At 69.1% G+C, this 19,031-nt stretch carries 16 protein-coding genes; 10 read left to right on the top strand and 6 right to left on the bottom strand.

Translation table 11 applies throughout. The annotated features are described in order from the left end of the window. Positions 1 to 3: 3 nt before the first annotated feature. The 4 genes from gmd to FNF32_RS03710 all read left to right on the top strand — a co-directional run bounded on the left by gmd (position 4) and on the right by FNF32_RS03710 (position 4,949). Positions 4 to 1,077, top strand: coding sequence for a GDP-mannose 4,6-dehydratase (gene gmd / locus FNF32_RS03725; RefSeq protein ID WP_131673343.1), 1,074 nt, complete (start codon positions 4 to 6; stop codon positions 1,075 to 1,077). Then, the gene (locus FNF32_RS03720) at positions 1,074 to 2,534 is read left to right on the top strand and encodes a mannose-1-phosphate guanylyltransferase/mannose-6-phosphate isomerase (protein WP_131673344.1); all 1,461 of its coding nucleotides are present in this window, start codon (positions 1,074 to 1,076) and stop codon (positions 2,532 to 2,534) included. Before gmd ends, FNF32_RS03720 begins: the two co-directional genes overlap by 4 nt. Further along, entirely contained in the window at positions 2,534 to 3,466 is a 933-nt protein-coding gene (locus FNF32_RS03715; protein WP_131673345.1) for an NAD-dependent epimerase/dehydratase family protein, read from the top strand. Before FNF32_RS03720 ends, FNF32_RS03715 begins: the two co-directional genes overlap by 1 nt. 130 nt (positions 3,467 to 3,596) lie before the next feature. Further along, complete coding sequence (locus FNF32_RS03710) at positions 3,597 to 4,949, top strand: MATE family efflux transporter (RefSeq protein ID WP_131673346.1); 1,353 nt, start codon at positions 3,597 to 3,599, stop codon at positions 4,947 to 4,949. A 23-nt stretch (positions 4,950 to 4,972) separates the two neighbouring features. Here FNF32_RS03710 and FNF32_RS03705 read toward each other — a convergent pair whose 3' ends face one another. Further along, a complete protein-coding gene (locus FNF32_RS03705) occupies positions 4,973 to 6,922 on the bottom strand; it encodes a potassium transporter Kup (RefSeq protein WP_131673347.1) in 1,950 nt (649 codons plus the stop codon). A 233-nt stretch (positions 6,923 to 7,155) separates the two neighbouring features. Between FNF32_RS03705 and aptA the strand changes: the two genes are divergently transcribed. Next, complete coding sequence (aptA, locus tag FNF32_RS03700) at positions 7,156 to 8,481, top strand: omega-aminotransferase AptA (protein ID WP_131673405.1); 1,326 nt, start codon at positions 7,156 to 7,158, stop codon at positions 8,479 to 8,481. Positions 8,482 to 8,506: 25 nt separating this feature from the next. Beyond that, positions 8,507 to 9,445 carry an ABC transporter substrate-binding protein gene (locus FNF32_RS03695; RefSeq protein WP_131673348.1) on the top strand — a complete coding sequence of 313 codons (939 nt, stop codon included), beginning with the start codon at positions 8,507 to 8,509 and terminating at the stop codon, positions 9,443 to 9,445. A 3-nt stretch (positions 9,446 to 9,448) separates the two neighbouring features. Here FNF32_RS03695 and FNF32_RS03690 read toward each other — a convergent pair whose 3' ends face one another. Continuing rightward, positions 9,449 to 9,793, bottom strand: a complete 345-nt coding sequence (locus tag FNF32_RS03690; RefSeq protein ID WP_246087666.1) for an arsenate reductase family protein — start codon at positions 9,791 to 9,793, stop codon at positions 9,449 to 9,451. 237 nt (positions 9,794 to 10,030) lie between these two features. Between FNF32_RS03690 and FNF32_RS03685 the strand changes: the two genes are divergently transcribed. Then, positions 10,031 to 10,540: a L,D-transpeptidase family protein gene (locus tag FNF32_RS03685; RefSeq protein ID WP_131673349.1), complete on the top strand. Its 510-nt coding sequence runs from the start codon at positions 10,031 to 10,033 to the stop codon at positions 10,538 to 10,540. Positions 10,541 to 10,560: 20 nt separating this feature from the next. Here the strand turns inward: FNF32_RS03685 and FNF32_RS03680 are convergent, their stop codons facing one another. Beyond that, positions 10,561 to 10,992 (bottom strand): Lrp/AsnC family transcriptional regulator, encoded by a 432-nt coding sequence (locus FNF32_RS03680; protein ID WP_131673350.1) that lies wholly within the window; start codon positions 10,990 to 10,992, stop codon positions 10,561 to 10,563. A gap of 96 nt (positions 10,993 to 11,088) precedes the next feature. On the opposite strand from FNF32_RS03680, the gene FNF32_RS03675 reads away from it, so the two are divergent. Next, the gene (locus tag FNF32_RS03675; protein ID WP_131673351.1) at positions 11,089 to 11,403 is read left to right on the top strand and encodes a cupin; all 315 of its coding nucleotides are present in this window, start codon (positions 11,089 to 11,091) and stop codon (positions 11,401 to 11,403) included. A gap of 54 nt (positions 11,404 to 11,457) precedes the next feature. Here the strand turns inward: FNF32_RS03675 and FNF32_RS03670 are convergent, their stop codons facing one another. The 3 genes from FNF32_RS03670 to FNF32_RS15245 all read right to left on the bottom strand — a co-directional run bounded on the left by FNF32_RS03670 (position 11,458) and on the right by FNF32_RS15245 (position 15,258). Then, positions 11,458 to 12,984, bottom strand: coding sequence for an NAD(P)(+) transhydrogenase (Re/Si-specific) subunit beta (locus FNF32_RS03670; RefSeq protein WP_131673352.1), 1,527 nt, complete (start codon positions 12,982 to 12,984; stop codon positions 11,458 to 11,460). 10 nt (positions 12,985 to 12,994) lie between these two features. Then, complete coding sequence (locus FNF32_RS03665) at positions 12,995 to 14,566, bottom strand: Re/Si-specific NAD(P)(+) transhydrogenase subunit alpha (RefSeq protein ID WP_131673353.1); 1,572 nt, start codon at positions 14,564 to 14,566, stop codon at positions 12,995 to 12,997. A 200-nt stretch (positions 14,567 to 14,766) separates the two neighbouring features. Beyond that, positions 14,767 to 15,258, bottom strand: coding sequence for a hypothetical protein (locus FNF32_RS15245; protein WP_185961835.1), 492 nt, complete (start codon positions 15,256 to 15,258; stop codon positions 14,767 to 14,769). Between the two features lie 162 nt (positions 15,259 to 15,420). On the opposite strand from FNF32_RS15245, the gene pepN reads away from it, so the two are divergent. Together pepN and FNF32_RS03650 are read left to right on the top strand one after the other, a co-directional pair. Then, positions 15,421 to 17,991 carry an aminopeptidase N gene (pepN, locus tag FNF32_RS03655; RefSeq protein WP_143796480.1) on the top strand — a complete coding sequence of 857 codons (2,571 nt, stop codon included), beginning with the start codon at positions 15,421 to 15,423 and terminating at the stop codon, positions 17,989 to 17,991. A gap of 116 nt (positions 17,992 to 18,107) precedes the next feature. Further along, a complete protein-coding gene (locus FNF32_RS03650) occupies positions 18,108 to 18,998 on the top strand; it encodes a lysophospholipid acyltransferase family protein (RefSeq protein WP_131673407.1) in 891 nt (296 codons plus the stop codon). Positions 18,999 to 19,031: the final 33 nt, after the last annotated feature.

The following is a 19,031-nucleotide window of genomic DNA, read 5'->3' as shown; positions in this document are numbered from 1 at the left end:
CGCGTGACCAGAACGGCCCTCATCACCGGGATCACCGGCCAGGACGGCGCCTATCTGGCCGAGCTTCTGCTGGCCAAGGGCTATGCCGTCCACGGGATCAAGCGCCGCTCGTCCAGCTTCAACACCGCGCGGATCGACCACCTGCAAATCGACGAGCATCGCAACGGCCGTTTCCACCTGCACTACGGCGACATGACCGACGCCACCGCGCTGATCCGCACCGTGGCCGAAACGCGCCCGGACGAGATCTACAACCTCGCCGCGCAAAGCCACGTCAAGGTCAGCTTCGAGATGCCGGAATACACGGCGAACGCGGACGGGATCGGCACCCTGCGCCTGCTGGAAGCGATACGGCTGCTCGGGCTCGAGCGGACGACGCGGTTCTACCAGGCCTCGACGTCCGAGCTTTACGGGCAGGTGCAGGGCAGCCCGCAGTCCGAAACCACCCCGTTCCGCCCCCGCAGCCCCTATGCGGCCGCCAAGCTTTACGCATACTGGATCACGGTGAATTACCGCGAAGGCTACGGGATGTTCGCGTCCAACGGGATCCTCTTCAACCACGAAAGCCCGATCCGGGGCGAGACCTTCGTGACCCGCAAGATCACCCGCGCGGTCGCGGCGATCACGCTGGGGTTTCAGGACCGCCTTTATCTCGGCAATCTCGACGCGCGCCGCGACTGGGGGCACGCGCGGGATTATGTCGAAGGCATGTGGCGGATCCTGCAGCACGACCGGCCCGACGACTTCGTGCTGGCGACGGGCGTGATGCACAGCGTCCGCGATTTCTGCGAGGCGGCCTTTGCCGAGGCGGGGATCACGATCGAATGGCGCGGCGCGGGCGTGGACGAGCGCGGCGTCGTCGCCGGCACCGACCGGTGCGTGATCGAGATCGACCCGGTCTATTTCCGCCCGACCGAGGTCGACGAGCTTTGCGGTGACGCGTCCAAGGCGCGGGCAGAGCTTGGCTGGACCCACACGACCCCCTTTCCCCAGCTGGTGGCCGAGATGGTGGCCGAGGACCTCCGGCTTCTTAAATCCGAACGGCTGGCCCGCCGCGCCTATGGAGTGCTGGAATGACGCAGGACCCTTCGACCGCTACGCCCGACGGCGCGACCGTCGTTCCCGTCCTGCTTGCCGGCGGATCGGGCACCCGGCTGTGGCCGGTGTCGCGCAAGTCGTTTCCCAAGCAGTTCGCGCCCTTGGTCGGTGACGAGACGCTGTTCCAGGCGTCGGCCCGCCGCCTGTCGGGGCCGGGCTACGCCGCGCCGCTGGTCCTCACGAACGCCGATTTCCGCTTTATCGTGACCGAGCAGCTGGCCGAGATCGGGATCGAGCCCGAGGCGATCCTGATCGAGCCCGCGGGCCGCAACACCGCCCCGGCGGTGCTTGCCGCGGCGCTCTACGCCAGCGCCACCGACCCCGACGCGCTGCTGCTCGTCGCGCCCTCGGACCACGCGGTGCCGGATGTGGCGGCCTTTCGCCGCGCGGTCGAGGCCGGCATGCCGCTGGCGCAGGCGGGGCGGATCGTCACCTTCGGGATCAAGCCGACCCGCGCCGAAACCGGCTATGGTTATCTCGAGGTCGCGGGCGGCCCCGACCGGCAGACCGCCGATCTGGAACGCTTCGTCGAAAAGCCCGACGCCGCGACCGCGCAGGCGATGCTCGCCGACGGCCGCTTCCTGTGGAACGCGGGCATCTTCCTGTTCTCGGCCCGTTCGATGATCGAGGCGTTCCGCAACCACGCCCCCGACTTCATCGCCCCCGTGACCCAGGCGCTGGACGAGGCGCAGCGCGACCTGGGCTTCCTGCGGCTCGCGCCCGCACCCTGGAACGGGCTGCGCGACCAGTCCGTCGACTATGCGGTGATGGAAAAGGCGGACAACCTGTCGGTCGTGCGCTTCGACGACCACTGGTCCGATCTCGGCGGCTGGGACGCGATCTGGCGCGAGGCGCAGTCGGACGCCCCCGCCCCGCGCGGCGCCGTGACCGACCCCCGGTCCACCGCGATCGACTGCGACAACGTGCTGATGCGGTCCGACAATGAGGACATGGAGATCGTCGGCATCGGCCTGAAGGACGTGATGGTGGTCGCTACCAGCGACGCCGTGCTGGTCGCCGACATGAACCGGGCGCAGGACGTGAAGCTGGCCGTGGCCGCGCTGAAGGCGCGCGACAAGCGCCAGGCCGAGGCGTTCCGCCGCGATCACCGCCCCTGGGGCTGGTTCGAGACGCTGGTGCTGGCCGACCGCTTCCAGGTCAAGCGGATCGTCGTCCATCCCGGTGCCTCGCTGAGCCTGCAAAGCCACGTCCACCGCTCGGAACACTGGATCGTGGTCAGCGGGACCGCGCGGGTCACCGTGGACGACCACGTGACGCTGGTCACGGAAAACCAGTCGATCTACGTCCCGCTGGGCGCCGTCCACCGGATGGAAAACCCCGGCAAGGTGCCGATGGTCCTGATCGAGGTCCAGACCGGCGTCTATCTGGGCGAGGACGACATCATCCGCTACGAAGACCGCTACGCGAGAACCTGATGCGGGTCCTTCTGACCGGCGGATCGGGGATGCTGGGCGCGGCGATCCTGCGCCTTGCGCCCACGGCCGCGCCGGATCTGACGCTGCTTGCCCCGACGCGGCGTCAGCTGGACCTGGCCGACCGGGCGGCGGTCGCCGGGTGGTACGCGTCGAACCCGGTCGATGCGGTCATCCACGCCGCGGCGCGGGTGGGCGGCATCCAGGCCAACATCGACGATCCGACCGGCTTTCTGCTCGACAACCTCAGGATCAACGACGCGGTGATCGCGGGGGGGAACGAGGCAGGCGTGGGCCGGCTGCTGTTTCTGGGCTCGTCCTGCATGTATCCGCGCGACCACCGCCAGCCGCTGGTCGAAGCGGACATGCTCGCCGCCCCCCTGGAGCCCACGAACGAAGGCTACGCGCTGTCGAAGATCGCCGGGGCGCGGCTTTGCGACTATATCTCGCGGCAGTTCCCGGGGCGGGCCTATCGCACGATCGTGCCCTGCAACCTGTTCGGGGCGGGCGACCATTTCGGCAGCGCCGCCTCGCATCTGCTGGCGGCGATCGTGACCAAGGTGGTCGAGGCGCAGGCGGACGGGCGGGACGAGATCGAGGTCTGGGGCACGGGCGCGGCACGGCGGGAGTTCATGGACGTGGACCACCTCGCCCGCTTCATCCTGACCGTGCTGCCACGGCTTCCCGACCTGCCGCCGCTTCTGAGCGTGGGCGCGGACCGGGACCATTCGGTTGACGACTATTACCGGATCGTCGCCGACCGCGCGGGCTGGTCCGGGCGGCTGGTCCACGACCCCGCCCGACCCGAAGGGATGGCCGCGAAGCTGATGTCGTCGGACCGGGCCCGCGGCTTCGGCTGGGTGCCCCCCACGACGGCCGAGTTCGAGGCGTCGATCGATGCCGCGCTTTCGGCGCGCAGGCGGCAAGTGGCCTAGGGCGGGACCCGCGCACCCAGGCAGGCGTTGAAGCCGGCGACGCCCGGGCCTAGCGTGCCCCGGCGGGACGCACCCCCAAATGCCCGGGCCGGGCCCCCCGACCCAACACGACAACCCCGAAGGATACGCCATGCCGCCCGCTTCGCAGCCGCATCCGGGTCCGCTCTGGCGGAGCTTTCTTGCCTTCGTGCTGCCGCTGATCGCGCAGAACATCCTGCAATCGCTGACCATGACGATCAACAGCATCGCGGTCGGACAGATCCTCGGCACGCAGGCGCTGGCGTCCCTTGCGACGTTCATGCCGCTGGCGTTCTTCTTCATCTCGTTCCTGATCGGGATCACGGCGGGGGCCAGCATCCTGATCGGGCAGGCCTGGGGGGCGCGCAAGGACGACGTGGTGGTGGCCGTCGCGGGGACGACGCTCGGCGTCACGCTGGGCATGGGGATTGCAATCGCCGCCGTGGGTTACGCCGCGACGCCTGCGATCCTGGGGTGGATGGGTGCGCCCGCCGACATCCTCGACAACGCGACGCGCTACGCGCGGGCGGCGTTCCTGACCATGCCGGTGCTGTTCCAGTTCATCGCCATTACCTCGATCCTGCGGGGGATCGGCGACACGATGCGGATGCTGTTCGTGCAGATGATCGTGACGGTGGTCGCCGCCGGGCTGACCGTCGCCATGATCCGCCAGCTTGGCATGGGGGTCGAGGCGGCGGCGCTGTCGACCGCCGTCGCGCAGGCGGTGGGCCTTGCCGTGCTGGGGCTGTGGCTGCGCCGGATCGGCCACCCGCTGGCGCCTACCCGAATGCTGCTCGCGCGGCTCGTGCCCGACCGGGCGCTTCTTGGGACCGTGCTGCGGCTGGGGCTGCCGACCGGGGTCCAGCTGGTCGTGGGGTCGCTGTCGGGGCTGGTGATCGTGGGACTCATCAACGGCTTCGGGTCCGACGCGACAGCGGCCTACGGCGCGGTGACGCAGGTGATGACCTATGTCCAGTTCCCGGCGCTCTCGATCGCCATCGCCGCGTCGATCTTTGGCGCGCAGGCGATCGGCGCGGGCCAGACCGAGCGGCTGGACGAGGTGCTGCGGACCGCGCTTGCCATGAACCTGCTGCTGACGGGTGGGCTGGTCGCGGCCGTCTATCTGTTCTCGCGCCCGGTGGTCGGGCTTTTCACGTCGAACGCCGAGGTGATCGAGCTTGCCCAGCACCTGCTGCATATCAGCGCCTGGTCGGCGTTGATGTTCGGGGCGGGGTCGATCTTTTCGGGGATCATGCGGTCGTCGGGGACGGTGCTGCCGCCGATGCTGATCGCCATCGGCGCGATCGTGCTGGTCGAGCTGCCGCTTGCGGTCACGCTGTCGCGCACGGCGGGGCTTGCGGGGATCTGGTGGGGCTATGTCGGCAGCTTCGCGGCACTCATGCTGGGGCAGGCCGCGTTCTTCTTTCTCGTCTGGCGGCGGCGGCGGATCGTGGCGCTGGTCTGACGACGCGCCCCCCAGACTACGCGTCAGATGTTGATCTGCTGTCCCAGCTCGACCACCCGGTTGGTGGGCAGGCGGTAGAAGTTCGTGGGCTCGGAAGATTGCCGGTACAGCCCCGCGTAAAGCCGCGACGCCCACGGCGGCATCAGCCGCCCCTTGCCCACCTTGAGCGAGCGGCGGTTGAGGAAATACGACGTCGACATGATGTCGAACTTGTGCCCCAGCGCCTTTGCGTCGGCCAGCGCACGGGGCACGTTCGGCTGTTCCATGTAGCCGAACCGGATGTGGACGCACCAGAAACGCGGCGCCAGCTCGACGATCGTCAGGCGGTCGTCCGCGGGCACGCGCGGGGTCGTCTGCACGTCCACCGTGACGATGAAGTTGCGGTCGTGCAGCACCCGGTTGTGCTTGAGGTTGTGCATCAGGGCGGGCGGCGCGATGCGCGGGTTGGCCGTCAGGAACACCGCCGTCCCCGGCACGATCACCGGCGGGCTTTCCGTCAGCCGGTCCGCGATCAGCTGCATCGGCACCGCCTCGGCCGCGAGCTTCGCCTGCAACTTCATCGTGCCGCGCAGCCAGGTCACCATGAACAGGATGACGACGGCGGCGAACATCAGCGGGATGAAGCCCCCGTCCAGCACCTTCAGGATGTTGGCGTAGAAGAACACCAGTTCCAGCGCGAGGATCGGCAGCATGATCCCCAGGACCACCGGCCAGCGCCAGCCCCAGGCGTAGCGAAAGACGATGATCGCCAGCATCGAGGTGATGACCATGTCACCGGTCACCGCGATCCCGTAGGCGCTGGCCAACCGCGTGGACGATCCGAACGTCAGGACCAGCGCGCACACACCCACCATCAGGATCGTGTTCACCTTGGGCAGGTAGATCTGGCCCAGCTGCTTGTCCGACGTGTGCTGCGTTTCCAGCCGCGGCAGCAGGCCCAGCTGCACCGCCTGCTGGGCCACCGAGAACGCGCCCGAGATCACGGCCTGGCTCGCGATGATGGTGGCGGCCATGGCCAGCAAGACGAGCGGCAGCGTGAACCACGACGGCGCCATCAGGAAGAACGGGTTCACCGCGCGTTCGGGGTGCGACAGGACCATCGCCCCCTGCCCCAGGTAGCTCAGCGTCAGCGCCGGGAACACGATGGCGAGCCACGAGATCCGCACCGGCTTGCGCCCGAAATGTCCCATGTCGGCGTAAAGCGCCTCGGCCCCGGTGACGGCCAGGAACACCGATCCCATCACCGGCAGCGCGCCGAAGCCGTTCTCGGCGATGAAGCGAAAGGCGTTGAGCGGGTTCAGCGCCAGGATGATGCGCGAATCGTCCAGCAGGTGCGAGGCACCGAGAACGGCGAGCGTGGCGAACCACGCCAGCATCACCGGGCCGAACAGCCGCGCCACCGTCTCGGTCCCGCTGCGCTGCACCCAGAACAGCGCGACGACGATCACCAGCGTGATCGGCACGACGAAGTCGCCCGAACCGGGGGCCACCAGCTCCAACCCCTCGATCGCGGACATGACCGACATGGCGGGGGTAATCATCGAATCGCCGAAGAACAGCGACACGCCGACGATGCCAATCAGATACAGCCACCACGTCCGCCGCCGCAGCGCCCCTTGCGCCTTGGCGACCAGCGACAGCGTCCCCCCTTCGCCGTTGTTGTCGGCGCGCAGGATCAGCGTCACGTATTTCAGCGTCACGATCAGGCAGACGGTCCAGAACAGCAGCGACACGATGCCGATCACCGCCGTCTCGGCCATGTTGTGTTCATGCGCGTGAACCAGCGACTCGCGCAGCGCGTAAAGCGGCGAGGTCCCGATGTCGCCGTAAACGACGCCGAGGCAGGCCATGACCAGCCCCGCGCTCGCCTTGCCGCCGTGGTGCTGCGGGTCTGCGCCGGCCCGCGGCCCGGATTGCGGCGGGATCGCCGCGGCGGGCGCTGCGCTGGACGGGTTCGACTGAGGCTCGGACATGATGATGCGGCTGACCTGCTGATCGGCAGTGTCTGACGCTGCCGAGACCGGAACACAAGCCGGTGATCGCCGCACGGTTCCCGCAGGGTCACGCAACGCCGCCCGAACGCCCGGCGGCGCCGGTCGCAGGCGGCAGGAAACCGCCGTCGATCCGGTGGACAGGGATTCCCGCCGATCCTATTCTTGCGGTCACGCCGCCCCGCGCGCCCGTCCGCCAACAGAAAGACCTCGCGATGGCCCTGGACCACAAGCCCGCCCCGAACGACCTGCGCGCCTTCTGGATGCCGTTCACGTCCAACCGGCAGTTCAAGGCGCAGCCGCGGATGCTCGTCTCGGCGCAGGACATGCACTACCGGACGAGCGACGGGCGCGAGGTGCTGGACGGGACGGCCGGGCTGTGGTGCTGCAACGCGGGACACTGCCGGCCGCGGATCACGCAGGCGATTTCCGACATGGCGGGCACGCTCGACTATGCGCCGGCCTTCCAGATGGGCCACCCGACGGCGTTCGAGCTGGCGAACCGGCTGGTCGACATCGCGCCGGACGGGATCGAGCACGTGTTCTACTGCAACTCGGGGTCCGAGGCGGTGGACACTGCGCTGAAGATCGCGCTCGCCTATCACCGCGCGCGGGGCGACGCGGCCCGGACACGCCTGATCGGGCGCGAGCGCGGCTATCACGGGGTGGGCTTCGGCGGCATCTCGGTCGGCGGGATCGTGAACAACCGCCGCTTCTTCGGCACCGCGCTTGGCGGGGTGGACCACCTGCCCCACACCCACCTGCCCGAGAACCGCATGACGCGCGGCCAGCCGGAACACGGCGCGCATCTTGCCGACGAGCTGGAGAGGATCGTCGCGCTGCACGGCGCGGAAACCATCGCCGCCGTGATCGTCGAGCCGATGGCCGGATCGACCGGCGTCCTGCTGCCGCCCAAGGGCTACCTGGAACGCCTGCGCGAGATCACCCGCAAGCACGGCATCCTTCTGATCTTCGACGAGGTCATCACCGGTTTCGGCCGCCTGGGCTCGCCCTTCGCCAGCCAGCATTTCGGCGTAGTTCCCGACATGATCACCTGCGCCAAGGGCCTGACCAACGGCGTGATCCCGATGGGCGCGGTGCTGACCTCGGCCGCGATCCACGACGCCTTCATGTCCGGCCCCGACCACGTGATCGAGCTGTTTCACGGCTACACCTATTCCGGCAACCCGATCGCGTCGGCGGCGGGGATCGCCACGCTCGACACCTATGCCGATGACGGGCTGCTGACCCGCGCCGCCTCGCTGGAAAAGCACTGGGAAAACGCGCTGCATGGTCTGGCCGACCATCCGCATGTCGTGGACATCCGCAACATGGGGCTGATCGGCGCGGTCGAGCTTGCGCCCATCGACGGCCAGCCCGGCAAGCGCGCCTTCGACGCCTTTGTCGCCGCGTTCGAGGCCGGGATCCTGATCCGCGTCACCGGCGACATCATCGCGATATCGCCGCCGCTCATCATCAGCGAGGCGCAGATCGACGAGCTGGTCGGCAAGCTGGGCCAGGTGCTGAAGGCGGCTGCGTGATCTCTGGCGCTGCGCGAAGCTGCTGATGCGGGCGATCCTGGCAATTGCGGCGCTGGCGCTGCTGACGGCGCCTGCCGCGCACGCGGCGGACCGCCTGCGCCTGCAACTTGCCGCCGAACCCGCCGCTGCCCATGCGGGCTATGTCGTCGCGCGCGAGCGCGGCTTTTACGCCGCCGAGGGGTTGGAGGTCGAGCTGCTGCCCGGCCAGTCCGACAGCCCGCCCGATGCCGCCCTTGCGCGCGGCACGGCCGATGTCGCGGTCATGGGCCTGCCGCACGCGCTGGCCGCGCGCGGCGCGGGCCTGCCGGTGGTGAACGTCGCGCAGCCCTTCGGCGCGGGCTCGCTGGGTCTGGCCTGCCTGCGCGCGGCCGGGATCGAAGGTCCTGCGTCGGACCTGTCGGGGCAGACCATCGCGGTCGATCCGACCGGCGACGATCTTGTGCTGCGGGCATGGCTGTCGCGCCGGGGGATCGCTGCGGACGGGGGCGCGGCGGACGGGGGCGCGGCGGGCGTCACGCTGATCGCGCGGGGCGATGGGCTTTCGCAGCTTGAAAGCGGTCGCGCGACCTGCGTGGCAATGCATGCCGCCGACCCGACGCCGGCGGGTCCGATCGTCCGGTTCAGGCTGGCCGCGGGCGGGGTGGACCTGCCCGATGACGGGATCTACGTACTTGCGCCCACCTTGAACGATCCGGCGGCGCGTGACCGGCTGGAACGGTTCGTCCGCGCCTCGATGCGGGGCTGGCGCGAGGCGGCGGCGCAGCCAGACGCGACGGCGACGCTGCTGGCGACGCTGGACGGGGGCCGCGTTACGGACCAGCGCCAGCGGCTCGATGCGGTGCTGCCGCTGCTGGGCAGCGGCGCGATGGGCCCGGATACGGTGGCGCGAGCGGGGGAGACGCTGGGGATTGCGACCGACGCGGGCGCGTGGACGACGGCGATCACCGACGCCGCGCTGCGCTAGCGTTCAGGCGGGAACGTCCAGCGCACGCTTCACGTTCGCGGTCCAGCCGAGCAGGGCATGCTCGCCCGTCACGATCGCGGGTCGCTTCATCAGCGCGGGCTTCGCCGCGATCATCGCGGCCGGGGTGCCCGCGCGTTCCTCATCCGACATCGCGCGCCAGGTCAGGCTGGCGCGGTTCACCAGCCGTTCGCCGAAGCGTGCCAGCAGCGCGTCAAGTTCGCCGGGCGCCAGCGGCTCGTCCCGCACGTCGCGGAAATCGACGGTCCAGCCCGCCTGTGCCAGATCGTCCCGCGCCTTCGCGCAGGTCGAGCATTGGGACAGGCCATACATCTGCAGACGGCGCGTCATCGCCCAAGTCCTCAGATCAGCGGCACGAACGGCACGCCGCAGGCGGACAGGGCCAGGATCGCGGCAAGGGCAAGGATCGTCTTCATCGGCATCTTCCATCATCGGGGTGACGGCGACCGTGCCACGGCCGCGCGCAGCGCGCCAGTGGCCACCCTGCTCATCCTTTCGTGAAAACGAGGCGGTTGCGCCGGGCCGGTCCGGGCTGCACAAGCTAGGAAAAACGGGGACAGCGGCATCATGTTCAGGACGTTCAGGCTTATCGCGGGCGCGCTTCTACTGGCGGTCGTGGCATCGTGCGGACCGAGCAAGATCAAGACCTACAACGGCCCGCCCGTCACGCAGATCGTCGTGAACAAGAACGCCCGGCAGATGTTTTTCTTCAGCGGCCCGTCGGTGATCGCCGCCTACAACATCGGGCTGGGCAACGAGCCGGTCGGGCACAAGCAGTTCTCGGGCGACGGCAAGACGCCCGAGGGATTGTACTACATCGACCGCCGCAACCCCGACAGCCGCTATCACCTGTCGCTCGGCGTGTCCTACCCGAACGTGCAGGACGCGGCCTTTGCCCTGTCGCAGGGCCAGAACGCGGGCGGCGACATCTTCATCCACGGCCAGGGCCCCGAGGGGCAGGCGCTGGCGCCCATGCGCCGCGACTGGACGGCCGGTTGCATTGCGGTCACGGACGCCGAGATCGAGGACATCTATGCGATGATCCGCGACGGGACGCCGATCCAGATCAACCCCTGACGTATGACCGGCCGGCGCGCCTAGCCGCCGCCTGCCCCGTATCGCCGCAGCACGACCTGGCTGCGCACGGCCGAGATCATCGGCGACTGCGCGACGCGGTCGTTCAGCGCCGACAGCGCCTCTACCCCCGGCAGAACCGCCGAGACCACGGCATCGACCTCTCCCGACAAGGACAGGACGGCGGTCACGCCTTCGAGCGAGGCGAGCCAGCGCAGCGCCTTGTCGCAGGGCCGCTCGGCGATTCCCACGAACAGGACCGCGCGGACCAGCCCCGGCCCGTCCTCGATCGCGGCGTGATAGCCGCTGATCGTGCCGCGCTGTTCCATGCCCGCGATCCGGTCCTGCACGGCCGTGCGCGACAGGCCGATCTCGCGCCCGATCGCGGCCGCGCTCAGACGGCCATTCGCCTCGAGCATGGCGAGGATGCGCTTGTTCGTCCGGTCAAGGTCCATGTCGATCCTGCGATTGGCAGGCAACTCGCGTCGGTCCGCAAGATGCCGGCCTGCGTGGCAAAGGCTAGATTGCCTCCGATGACAAGGGAGCACGTCATGCGAAAGATATCACCCCGCGACTTCACCGGAACCCGCGCCTGGGAGGCGATGGGGATCGAACGGATCGAGGGCGCCACCACGGTGCGCCTGCACTGGACGGATCAGCCCTACAAGTGGCACGTGAACGACGGACCCGAGGTGTTCGTCGTGCTGGACGGCCGGGTCGAGATGCACGCCCGGACTGCCGAAGGCGAGGTGGTGCATCAACTGGGCGTGGGCGACGTCTTTCACGCCGCGGATGGCGACGAGCATGTCGCCCATCCGGTCGGCGCCGCCCGCGTACTGGTGATCGAGCGCGAAGGCAGCGTCTGAACGGACAGGGGCGGCCGTGCCGCCCCTGCTCGCCCGCCGGTAGGAACTCGCGGACTAGTCGATCAGCGGCAGCAGCGCATCCACCGACTTTTTCGCATCGCCATAGAACATCCGCGTGTTATCCTTGAAGAACAGCGGGTTCTCGATCCCGGAATAGCCGGTCCCCTGCCCGCGCTTGCTGACGAACACGTTCTTGGCCTTCCAGACCTCGAGCACCGGCATGCCGGCGATGGGGCTGTTCGGATCGTCCTGCGCGGCCGGGTTCACGATGTCGTTCGAGCCGATGACGATCACCACGTCGGTGTCGGGGAAGTCGTCGTTGATCTCGTCCATCTCGAGCACGATGTCGTAGGGCACCTTGGCCTCGGCCAAGAGCACGTTCATGTGGCCGGGCAGCCGCCCCGCGACGGGGTGGATGGCAAAGCGCACCGACTTGCCGGCGGCGCGCAGCTTGCGCGTCAGCTCGCTGACCGATTGCTGCGCCTGCGCCACCGCCATGCCGTAGCCCGGAACGATCACAACGCTGTCGGCCTCGTTCAGGGCCTGCGCCACGCCGTCGGCGTCGATCGCGATCTGCTCGCCCTCGATCTCCATCGCCGGGCCCGTCTCGCCGCCGAAGCCGCCCAGGATCACGGACACGAACGACCGGTTCATCGCCTTGCACATGATGTAGCTCAGGATCGCGCCCGAGGATCCGACCAGCGCGCCGGTCACGATCAGCAGGTCGTTCGACAGCGTGAAGCCGATCATCGCCGCCGCCCAGCCCGAATAGCTGTTCAGCATCGACACCACGACCGGCATGTCGGCCCCGCCGATACCCATGATGAGCGACCAGCCGATGAAGCCCGCGATCAGCAGGATCAGGATCAACCACAGAAGCGCGGGCCCGATGCCGGTGACGTAAAGCACCGTGAACAGCAGCGCCGCCAGCGCCGCGCCGAGGTTGGTCATGTGCCCGCCGCGCACCTTCTTCGGCTTGCCGTCGATCTTGCCCGACAGCTTGCCATAGGCCACGATCGAGCCGGTGAAGGTGACCGCGCCGATGAAGACGCCTAGCGCGACCTCGACCTTGAGCATCGCAAGCTCGGCCGGGGTCTTGTGCGCCAGCACGGCGGCGAAGCCGTGGAACGCATCCGCCACGCCGTTCAGGCGCGCGCGGACGACGCGGCCAAGTTCGATCTGCGCGTTCAGGCCGATGAACACGGCGGCAAGCCCGACCAGGCTGTGCATCGCCGCGACAAGCTGCGGCATGTCGGTCATCTGGACCCGCGTCGCCAGCACGTAGCCCCCCGCGCCGCCGATCGCGATCATGGCAAGCGAGATCAGCCAGTTGCCCGAGCCGGGGCCAATGAGCGTGGCCACGACGGCAAGCGCCATGCCGGCGATGCCGTACCAGATCGCGCGCTTGGCGCTTTCCTGGCCCGACAACCCGCCCAAGGACAGGATGAACAGGACCGCCGCCACCACATAGGCGGCGGTGGTGAAGCCATAGGCGGGCAGCGCCTCGACGATGCCGGGTGCGGCATGGCTGACGAGGGGGTCGGCTGCGCCGGGCGCGGTGGTGATCACGGTGGTTGCCATCGACGCCCCCTTACGACTTCTGGAACATGGCGAGCATCCGGCGCGTGACCAGGAAGCCGCCGAAGATGTTGATCGCGGTCATCAGGACCGCGAGCGCCGCCAGCAGCGTGACCCAGGGCGAGCCCGACCCGATCTGCATCAGCGCGCCCACGATCACGATCGACGAGATCGCGTTGGTGATCGCCATCAGCGGCGTGTGAAGCGAGTGGGCCACGTTCCAGATCACGGTGAAGCCGATGAAGCAGGCCAGCACGAAGACGATGAAGTGCGACAGGAACGACGCCGGCGCGACGAGGCCGATCAGCAGCATCACTACCGCGCCCACGGCAAGCATGGTCACCTGCGACCGGGTCTGCTGGCGGAAGGCCGCGACCTCGGTCGCGCGGCGTTCCTCGGGCGTAAGTTCGCGGGCGCGTTCGCGCGGTTTTGCCGCCGCGATCGCCTGCACCTTGGGCGCCGGCGGCGGGTAGGTGATGTCGCCGCCGTGGGTCGCGGTCGCGCCCCGGATCACGTCGTCGTCCATGTTGTGGACGATCTCGCCGTGCTTGCCGGGCGTCAGGTCCGCAATCATGTGGCGGACGTTGTTGCCGTAAAGCTCGGACGACTGCGCGGCCATGCGCGAGGGGAAGTCGGTATAGCCGATGACGATGACGCCGTTGTCCGAAACGATGCGCTGGTCGGGCACGGTCAGGTCGCAGTTGCCGCCGCGCTCGGCGGCAAGGTCCACGATCACGCTGCCCGGCTTCATCGCGGAGACCATGTCGGCGGTCCACAGCTTCGGCGCGGGCCGGCCGGGGATCAGCGCAGTGGTGATGACGATATCCATGTCTGGCGCGAGCTCGCGGAACTTGTCGAGCTGCTTGGCCGCGAATTCGGGGCTGGAGGGCTTGGCGTAGCCGCCGGTGGCGGACCCGTCCTGCGCGTCCTGGAAGTCGAGATAGACGAACTCGGCCCCCATCGATTCGATCTGCTCGGCCACTTCGGGGCGCACGTCGAAGGCATGGACCTGCGCGCCGAGGCTGGTCGCCGCGCCGATGGCCGCGAGCCCCGCGACGCCCGCGCCGACGACCAGCACCTTGGCGGGCGGGACCTTGCCCGCGGCGGTCACCTGGCCGGTGAAGAAGCGGCCGAAGTTGTTCGCGGCCTCGATCACGGCGCGGTAGCCCGCGATGTTGGCCATCGACGACAGCGCGTCCATCTTTTGCGCGCGGCTGATCCGCGGCACCATGTCCATCGCGATGACGCTGACGCCGCGGTCGCGGGCGCGTTCCAGCAGGTCCTGGTTCTGGCCGGGATAGAAGAACGAGATCAGGCTTTGGCCCGACTGCATCCGGTCAAGCTCGTCCTCGGACGGGGGGCGGACCTTGACCACGAAATCGGCGGCGCCCGTCAGCGCGGCGGCGTCGGGCAGGACGGCGACGCCCGCGCGCTCGTACTGCGCGTCCGAGAAACCGGCGGCGGCGCCGGCCTGCGACTGGACCAGAACCTCGTGCCCGAGCTTCTGCAGGTGCGCGGCCGATGCGGGGGTGACGGCGACGCGCGCTTCCCCCTGGGCCGTTTCCTTCAAGGCGCCAATCTTCACCGGTATTCCCTCCGCCTTTTAAACACAGACGATCTGTATTCAGCGCAACAATGTTGCACAAGCGCCCCGGTCCGCAACCGGCAACGCGCGGCCATGCGACGCTGCGTTGCCGGATGTTCCGGGCCGACAACGAAAAACCGCAGCGCCGGGGGCGCTGCGGTCGTTGTTCAGTCCGTCACCCCGTGGGGTCGGTCCGCCGATCAGTTGGTGGCGGGCGCGACGGGAACGGTCGTGGTCGAGGTATCCGTGCCGGTCGCCGGGGCGTCGGTCGCCGGCGGGGTCGTGGTCGCCGGGGTGGTCGCCGGGGCCGTGTCGGTCACGGGCGGGGTCGCCGTATCGGTCGCCGGCGTGGTCGCCGTGTCCGTGGTGGTGGTCGACGTGGTGTCGGTCGCCGGCGCGGTCGTGGTAGTCGTCGCGTCGGTGCCGGTGGTCGCGGTGCCAGTGGACGAGGTGGTCGTCTCGGCCGGTTCGGTCACGACGACTTCGTCGTCGCCCATGAAGCGCGACAGCAGCCACCAAGCCAGCGCGAGGGCCAGCAGGATGCCGATGATCAGCGGCAGCGGCGAGGCTTTCTTTTCGACCGGCTCAACATAGGTTTCGGTCACGACGGTGTTGCGGCCGCTCGGATCGACCGGGCGGTGCGGGTCGGTGGCATCGGTGCGACGCGGATCGTTCGGATCATAGTTGGCCATGACAGCTCTCCTCGAAATGTATTTGCGATGTGCCTGAGGTCGACAGGATGGTGCGTGGACGCGGACGACCGGGCACCGGCTTGCGACCCGGCTATCCTGCGCTTAACACTTGCTCGGAAGACAAGTTCCGCGTCTGCAACAATTTTTTCCGGTGTGAATGCAATGGCAACAACCCGCCTACTGGCCAACTACCAGCCCTTTCCGTTCGCGCTGACCGAGACGCGGCTGCGGTTCGACCTTGCCCCGGTCGCGACGCGGGTCGAGGCGGAACTGGACTTCCGCGCCCTCGTCCCCGGCGCCGATCTGGTGCTGGACGGGGCCGGGCTGCGGACCCTGTCGCTGCGGATAGACGGGGCAGAACCCGATCCCGCGATGCTGCACATGAGCGACGAGACGCTGACGATTTCCGCCGCCGCCCTGCCCGAAGGCCCCTTCACCCTGTCCACAGTCGTCGAGATCGACCCCGAGCGGAACACCGCGCTTGAGGGGCTGTATCTGTCCGGGGGCATCTTCTGCACCCAGTGCGAGGCCGAGGGGTTCCGCCACATCACCTGGTATCCCGACCGGCCCGACGTGATGGCGCCGTTCCGCGTCCAGATTGCGTCCTCGATGCCGGTGCTGCTGTCGAACGGCAACCCCGTAGCGGTTGAGCCCGGGCTTGCCGAATGGCACGACCCCTGGCCGAAGCCCGCCTATCTGTTCGCGCTGGTCGCGGGCGAGCTCGAGGCGTTGCCCGACCGCTTCACCACGATGACCGGCCGGGACGTCGCGCTGAACGTCTGGGTCCGCCCGGGCGACCTGCCGCGCGCGGGCTTCGCGATGGAGGCGCTGAAGAAGTCGATGCTGTGGGACGAGCGCGTCTATGGCCGCGAATACGACTTGGACGTGTTCAACATCGTCGCGGTGGACGACTTCAACATGGGCGCGATGGAGAACAAGGGGCTGAACATCTTCAACTCCAAGCTGGTCCTCGCCTCGCCCGACACGGCGACCGACACCGACTACGAGCGGATCGAGGCGGTGATCGCGCACGAATACTTCCACAACTGGACCGGCAACCGGATCACCTGCCGCGACTGGTTCCAGCTGTGCCTTAAGGAGGGGCTGACGGTGTTCCGCGACCAGCAGTTCACGTCCGACATGCGCTCGGCCGCGGTGCAGCGGATCGAGGACGTGGTGACGCTGCGCGCGCGGCAGTTCCGCGAGGATGCGGGCCCGCTGGCCCATCCGCCGCGCCCCGACCGGTATGAGGAAATCAACAACTTCTACACCGCGACCGTTTACGAAAAGGGCGCCGAGGTGATCGGGATGCTGAAGCGCCTGGTCGGCGACGGCAATTACCGCGCGGCGCTGGACCTGTATTTCGACCGCCACGACGGGCAGGCCTGCACGATCGAGGACTGGCTGAAGGTGTTCGAGGACGCCACGGGGCGCGACCTGACCCAGTTCGCCCGCTGGTACACAGACGCCGGCACGCCCGAGGTGACGCTGCGCGAGGCCTGGGACGAAACCGAGGCGGGCGGCACGCTGACGATCACCCTGTCGCAGGACACCAGGGCGACCCCGGGCCAGCCCGACAAGCCCGCGCGGGTGATCCCGGTGGCGATCGGCCTGATCGGCCCGAACGGCTGCGAACAGCGCCCGACCGAGGTGCTGGAACTCGACGCACCCACCGGAACCTGGCAGTTCGAGGGCTTGGGCGCGCGCCCGGTCGTGTCGGCGCTGCGCGGGTTTTCCGCCCCCGTCGTGCTGCGCCATGACCTGGACGAGACCGCGCGCGCGACGCTTCTGGCGCACGACACCGACCCCTTCGCCCGCTGGGAAGCCGGGCGCGGCCTTGCGCTGGATGCGCTGATGGCCCGCACGGGCGGCGACGCGGACGCGGGCACGGCCTATATCGGCGCGATCGGCGGGTTCTTGGCCGACGCGGGCGCCGATCCTGCCTTTGCCGCGCTGGTCCTGCGCCTGCCACCCGAGGACGAGATCGCGACCCGGCTGCACGACCGCGGCATCGTCCCCGACCCCGATGCGATCCACGCCGCGCGCGAAAGCCTCGCATCCGACCTTGCCCGCGCGCACGAGGCGGCGCTGGCCGACATCTACGCCGCGATGGACGAACCCGGACCCTACTCGCCCGACGCGGGCCCGTCGGGGCGCCGCGCGCTGCGGCTCGAGGCGCTGTCGCTGCTCACCCGGCTCGACGGCGGCGACCGCGCCCAAGCGTTGTGGGATCAGGCCGGCAACATGACCGAACGGATGGGCGCGCTCGCCGCGCTGGTGCGGGTGGACCGGGGGGCGGAGGCTCTGGCGCAGATGGAGGCGCGGTTCGCGGACAACCGCCTCGTCATGGACAAGTTCTTCGCGGTCCAGCCGATGGCTGCCGCACCCGCCCGCGCGGTCGCGGTGGCGCGGGCGCTGTCGGACCGGCCCGACTTCGACTGGAAGAACCCCAACCGCTTCCGCTCGCTGATCGCCGGACTGACCGCGAACCACGCCGCGTTCCACGCGGCCGACGGTTCGGGCTACGATTTCGTCGCGGACTGGCTGATCCGGCTTGACCCGGTCAACCCGCAGACGACCGCCCGAATGGTGTCAGCGTTCGAGACGTGGACCCGCTACGACGACGCCCGGCGCGGCCACGCGCGGACGGCGCTGCAGCGGATCGCCGACCTGCCGCGGCTGTCGCGCAACACATCCGAGATGGTCACCCGCCTGTTGGCGGCGGGGGGCTGACGATCCTTGCAGGCGCGCCTGCGCGCGGCAATACTCGCCGGAACATGATGAAGCGATCGCCTCAGGACCATCACGTGCCCGCAGGCCAGCCGTCGCGGCTGGCCGCCCGGCTGGACATGGAACAGCGCCTCGATCCCCTGATCGAGGAGCGTGCGCCGTGGCTGTTTTCGGGTCAGCCCCATCACACGCTCGCGAAATGGGCGATGATGCGGCTGCTGCGCTATCCGCGCACGATGGAGCTTGCGACCGAGTTCCGCGACCTTCCCGCCGAAGAGATCATGCGCCGCATCTCGGCGCTGATCGTGCGCGACCTGCGAATCGACGGGTTGGAAAACATACCGGCGACCGGCCCTGCGCTGATCGTGTCGAACCATCCGACCGGGATCGCCGACGGCATCGTGCTGCATGCGGTCGTGTCGGCGGTGCGCGACGATCTGTTCATCTACGCCAACCACGACATGATCCGGGTGCTGCCGCAGACCGACGAGCTGATCGCCCCGGTCGAGTGGCGGATGGAAAAGCGCAGCCACGCCAAGACCAAGGCGACGATGGATTACACCCGCGCCGCGCTGGGTCAGGGCCGGATCGGGCTGATCTTTCCGTCCGGCCGTCTGGCCAAGCGCCACGGGATGACGCTGCACGAGCGGCCGTGGATGGCCAGCGCGGTGATGATCGCGCGCAAGTTCGACGCGCCCGTGATCCCGCTGCACATCCGGGCCCGGAACTCGGCGCTGTTCTACCTGCTCGACGCGATCCACCCGACGCTGCGCGACGTGACGCTGTTCAACGAGGTGCTGAACAAGGCCGGACACACCTACCGGATCACGGTCGGCAAGCCGATCCCCGCCGCGACGCTTCCGAAATCGTCCGAGGAAGGGATTGCGGTCCTGCGCCGCGCGGTGCTGGACCTGCCGCCGCCCGGACCGGGCGCCGCGCACATGTCGCACCTGCGCGAGGTGCGCCAGCGCCGCCGCGCGATCCGCAAGGCCAGCGGCGAACGGACCTGATCCGCCACGTTCCGCGGGTCGCCTGCGCGTCGG

Origin of the sequence: Paracoccus marinus (assembly GCF_007018965.1) — a bacterium.
Taxonomy (GTDB): Bacteria; Pseudomonadota; Alphaproteobacteria; order Rhodobacterales; family Rhodobacteraceae; genus Paracoccus; species Paracoccus marinus.
The sequence above is the reverse complement of the archived record's forward strand: the minus strand, read 5'-3'. Positions and strand labels throughout refer to the sequence as shown.

Excerpts from the sequence above, each read along its gene's own strand:
- FNF32_RS03675 (WP_131673351.1), top strand. The coding sequence starts at position 11,089 with ATGCGAAAGATATCACCCCGCGACTTCACCGGAACCCGCGCCTGGGAG.
- FNF32_RS03720 (WP_131673344.1), top strand. The coding sequence starts at position 1,074 with ATGACGCAGGACCCTTCGACCGCTACGCCCGACGGCGCGACCGTCGTT.
- FNF32_RS03670 (WP_131673352.1), bottom strand. The coding sequence starts at position 12,984 with ATGGCAACCACCGTGATCACCACCGCGCCCGGCGCAGCCGACCCCCTC.
- FNF32_RS03690 (WP_246087666.1), bottom strand. The coding sequence starts at position 9,793 with ATGACGCGCCGTCTGCAGATGTATGGCCTGTCCCAATGCTCGACCTGC.
- FNF32_RS03685 (WP_131673349.1), top strand. The coding sequence starts at position 10,031 with ATGTTCAGGACGTTCAGGCTTATCGCGGGCGCGCTTCTACTGGCGGTC.
- aptA (WP_131673405.1), top strand. The coding sequence starts at position 7,156 with ATGGCCCTGGACCACAAGCCCGCCCCGAACGACCTGCGCGCCTTCTGG.
- FNF32_RS03680 (WP_131673350.1), bottom strand. The coding sequence starts at position 10,992 with ATGGACCTTGACCGGACGAACAAGCGCATCCTCGCCATGCTCGAGGCG.
- FNF32_RS03710 (WP_131673346.1), top strand. The coding sequence starts at position 3,597 with ATGCCGCCCGCTTCGCAGCCGCATCCGGGTCCGCTCTGGCGGAGCTTT.
- FNF32_RS03695 (WP_131673348.1), top strand. The coding sequence starts at position 8,507 with ATGCGGGCGATCCTGGCAATTGCGGCGCTGGCGCTGCTGACGGCGCCT.
- pepN (WP_143796480.1), top strand. The coding sequence starts at position 15,421 with ATGGCAACAACCCGCCTACTGGCCAACTACCAGCCCTTTCCGTTCGCG.
- FNF32_RS03650 (WP_131673407.1), top strand. The coding sequence starts at position 18,108 with ATGGAACAGCGCCTCGATCCCCTGATCGAGGAGCGTGCGCCGTGGCTG.
- FNF32_RS03705 (WP_131673347.1), bottom strand. The coding sequence starts at position 6,922 with ATGTCCGAGCCTCAGTCGAACCCGTCCAGCGCAGCGCCCGCCGCGGCG.
- FNF32_RS03715 (WP_131673345.1), top strand. The coding sequence starts at position 2,534 with ATGCGGGTCCTTCTGACCGGCGGATCGGGGATGCTGGGCGCGGCGATC.
- FNF32_RS15245 (WP_185961835.1), bottom strand. The coding sequence starts at position 15,258 with ATGGCCAACTATGATCCGAACGATCCGCGTCGCACCGATGCCACCGAC.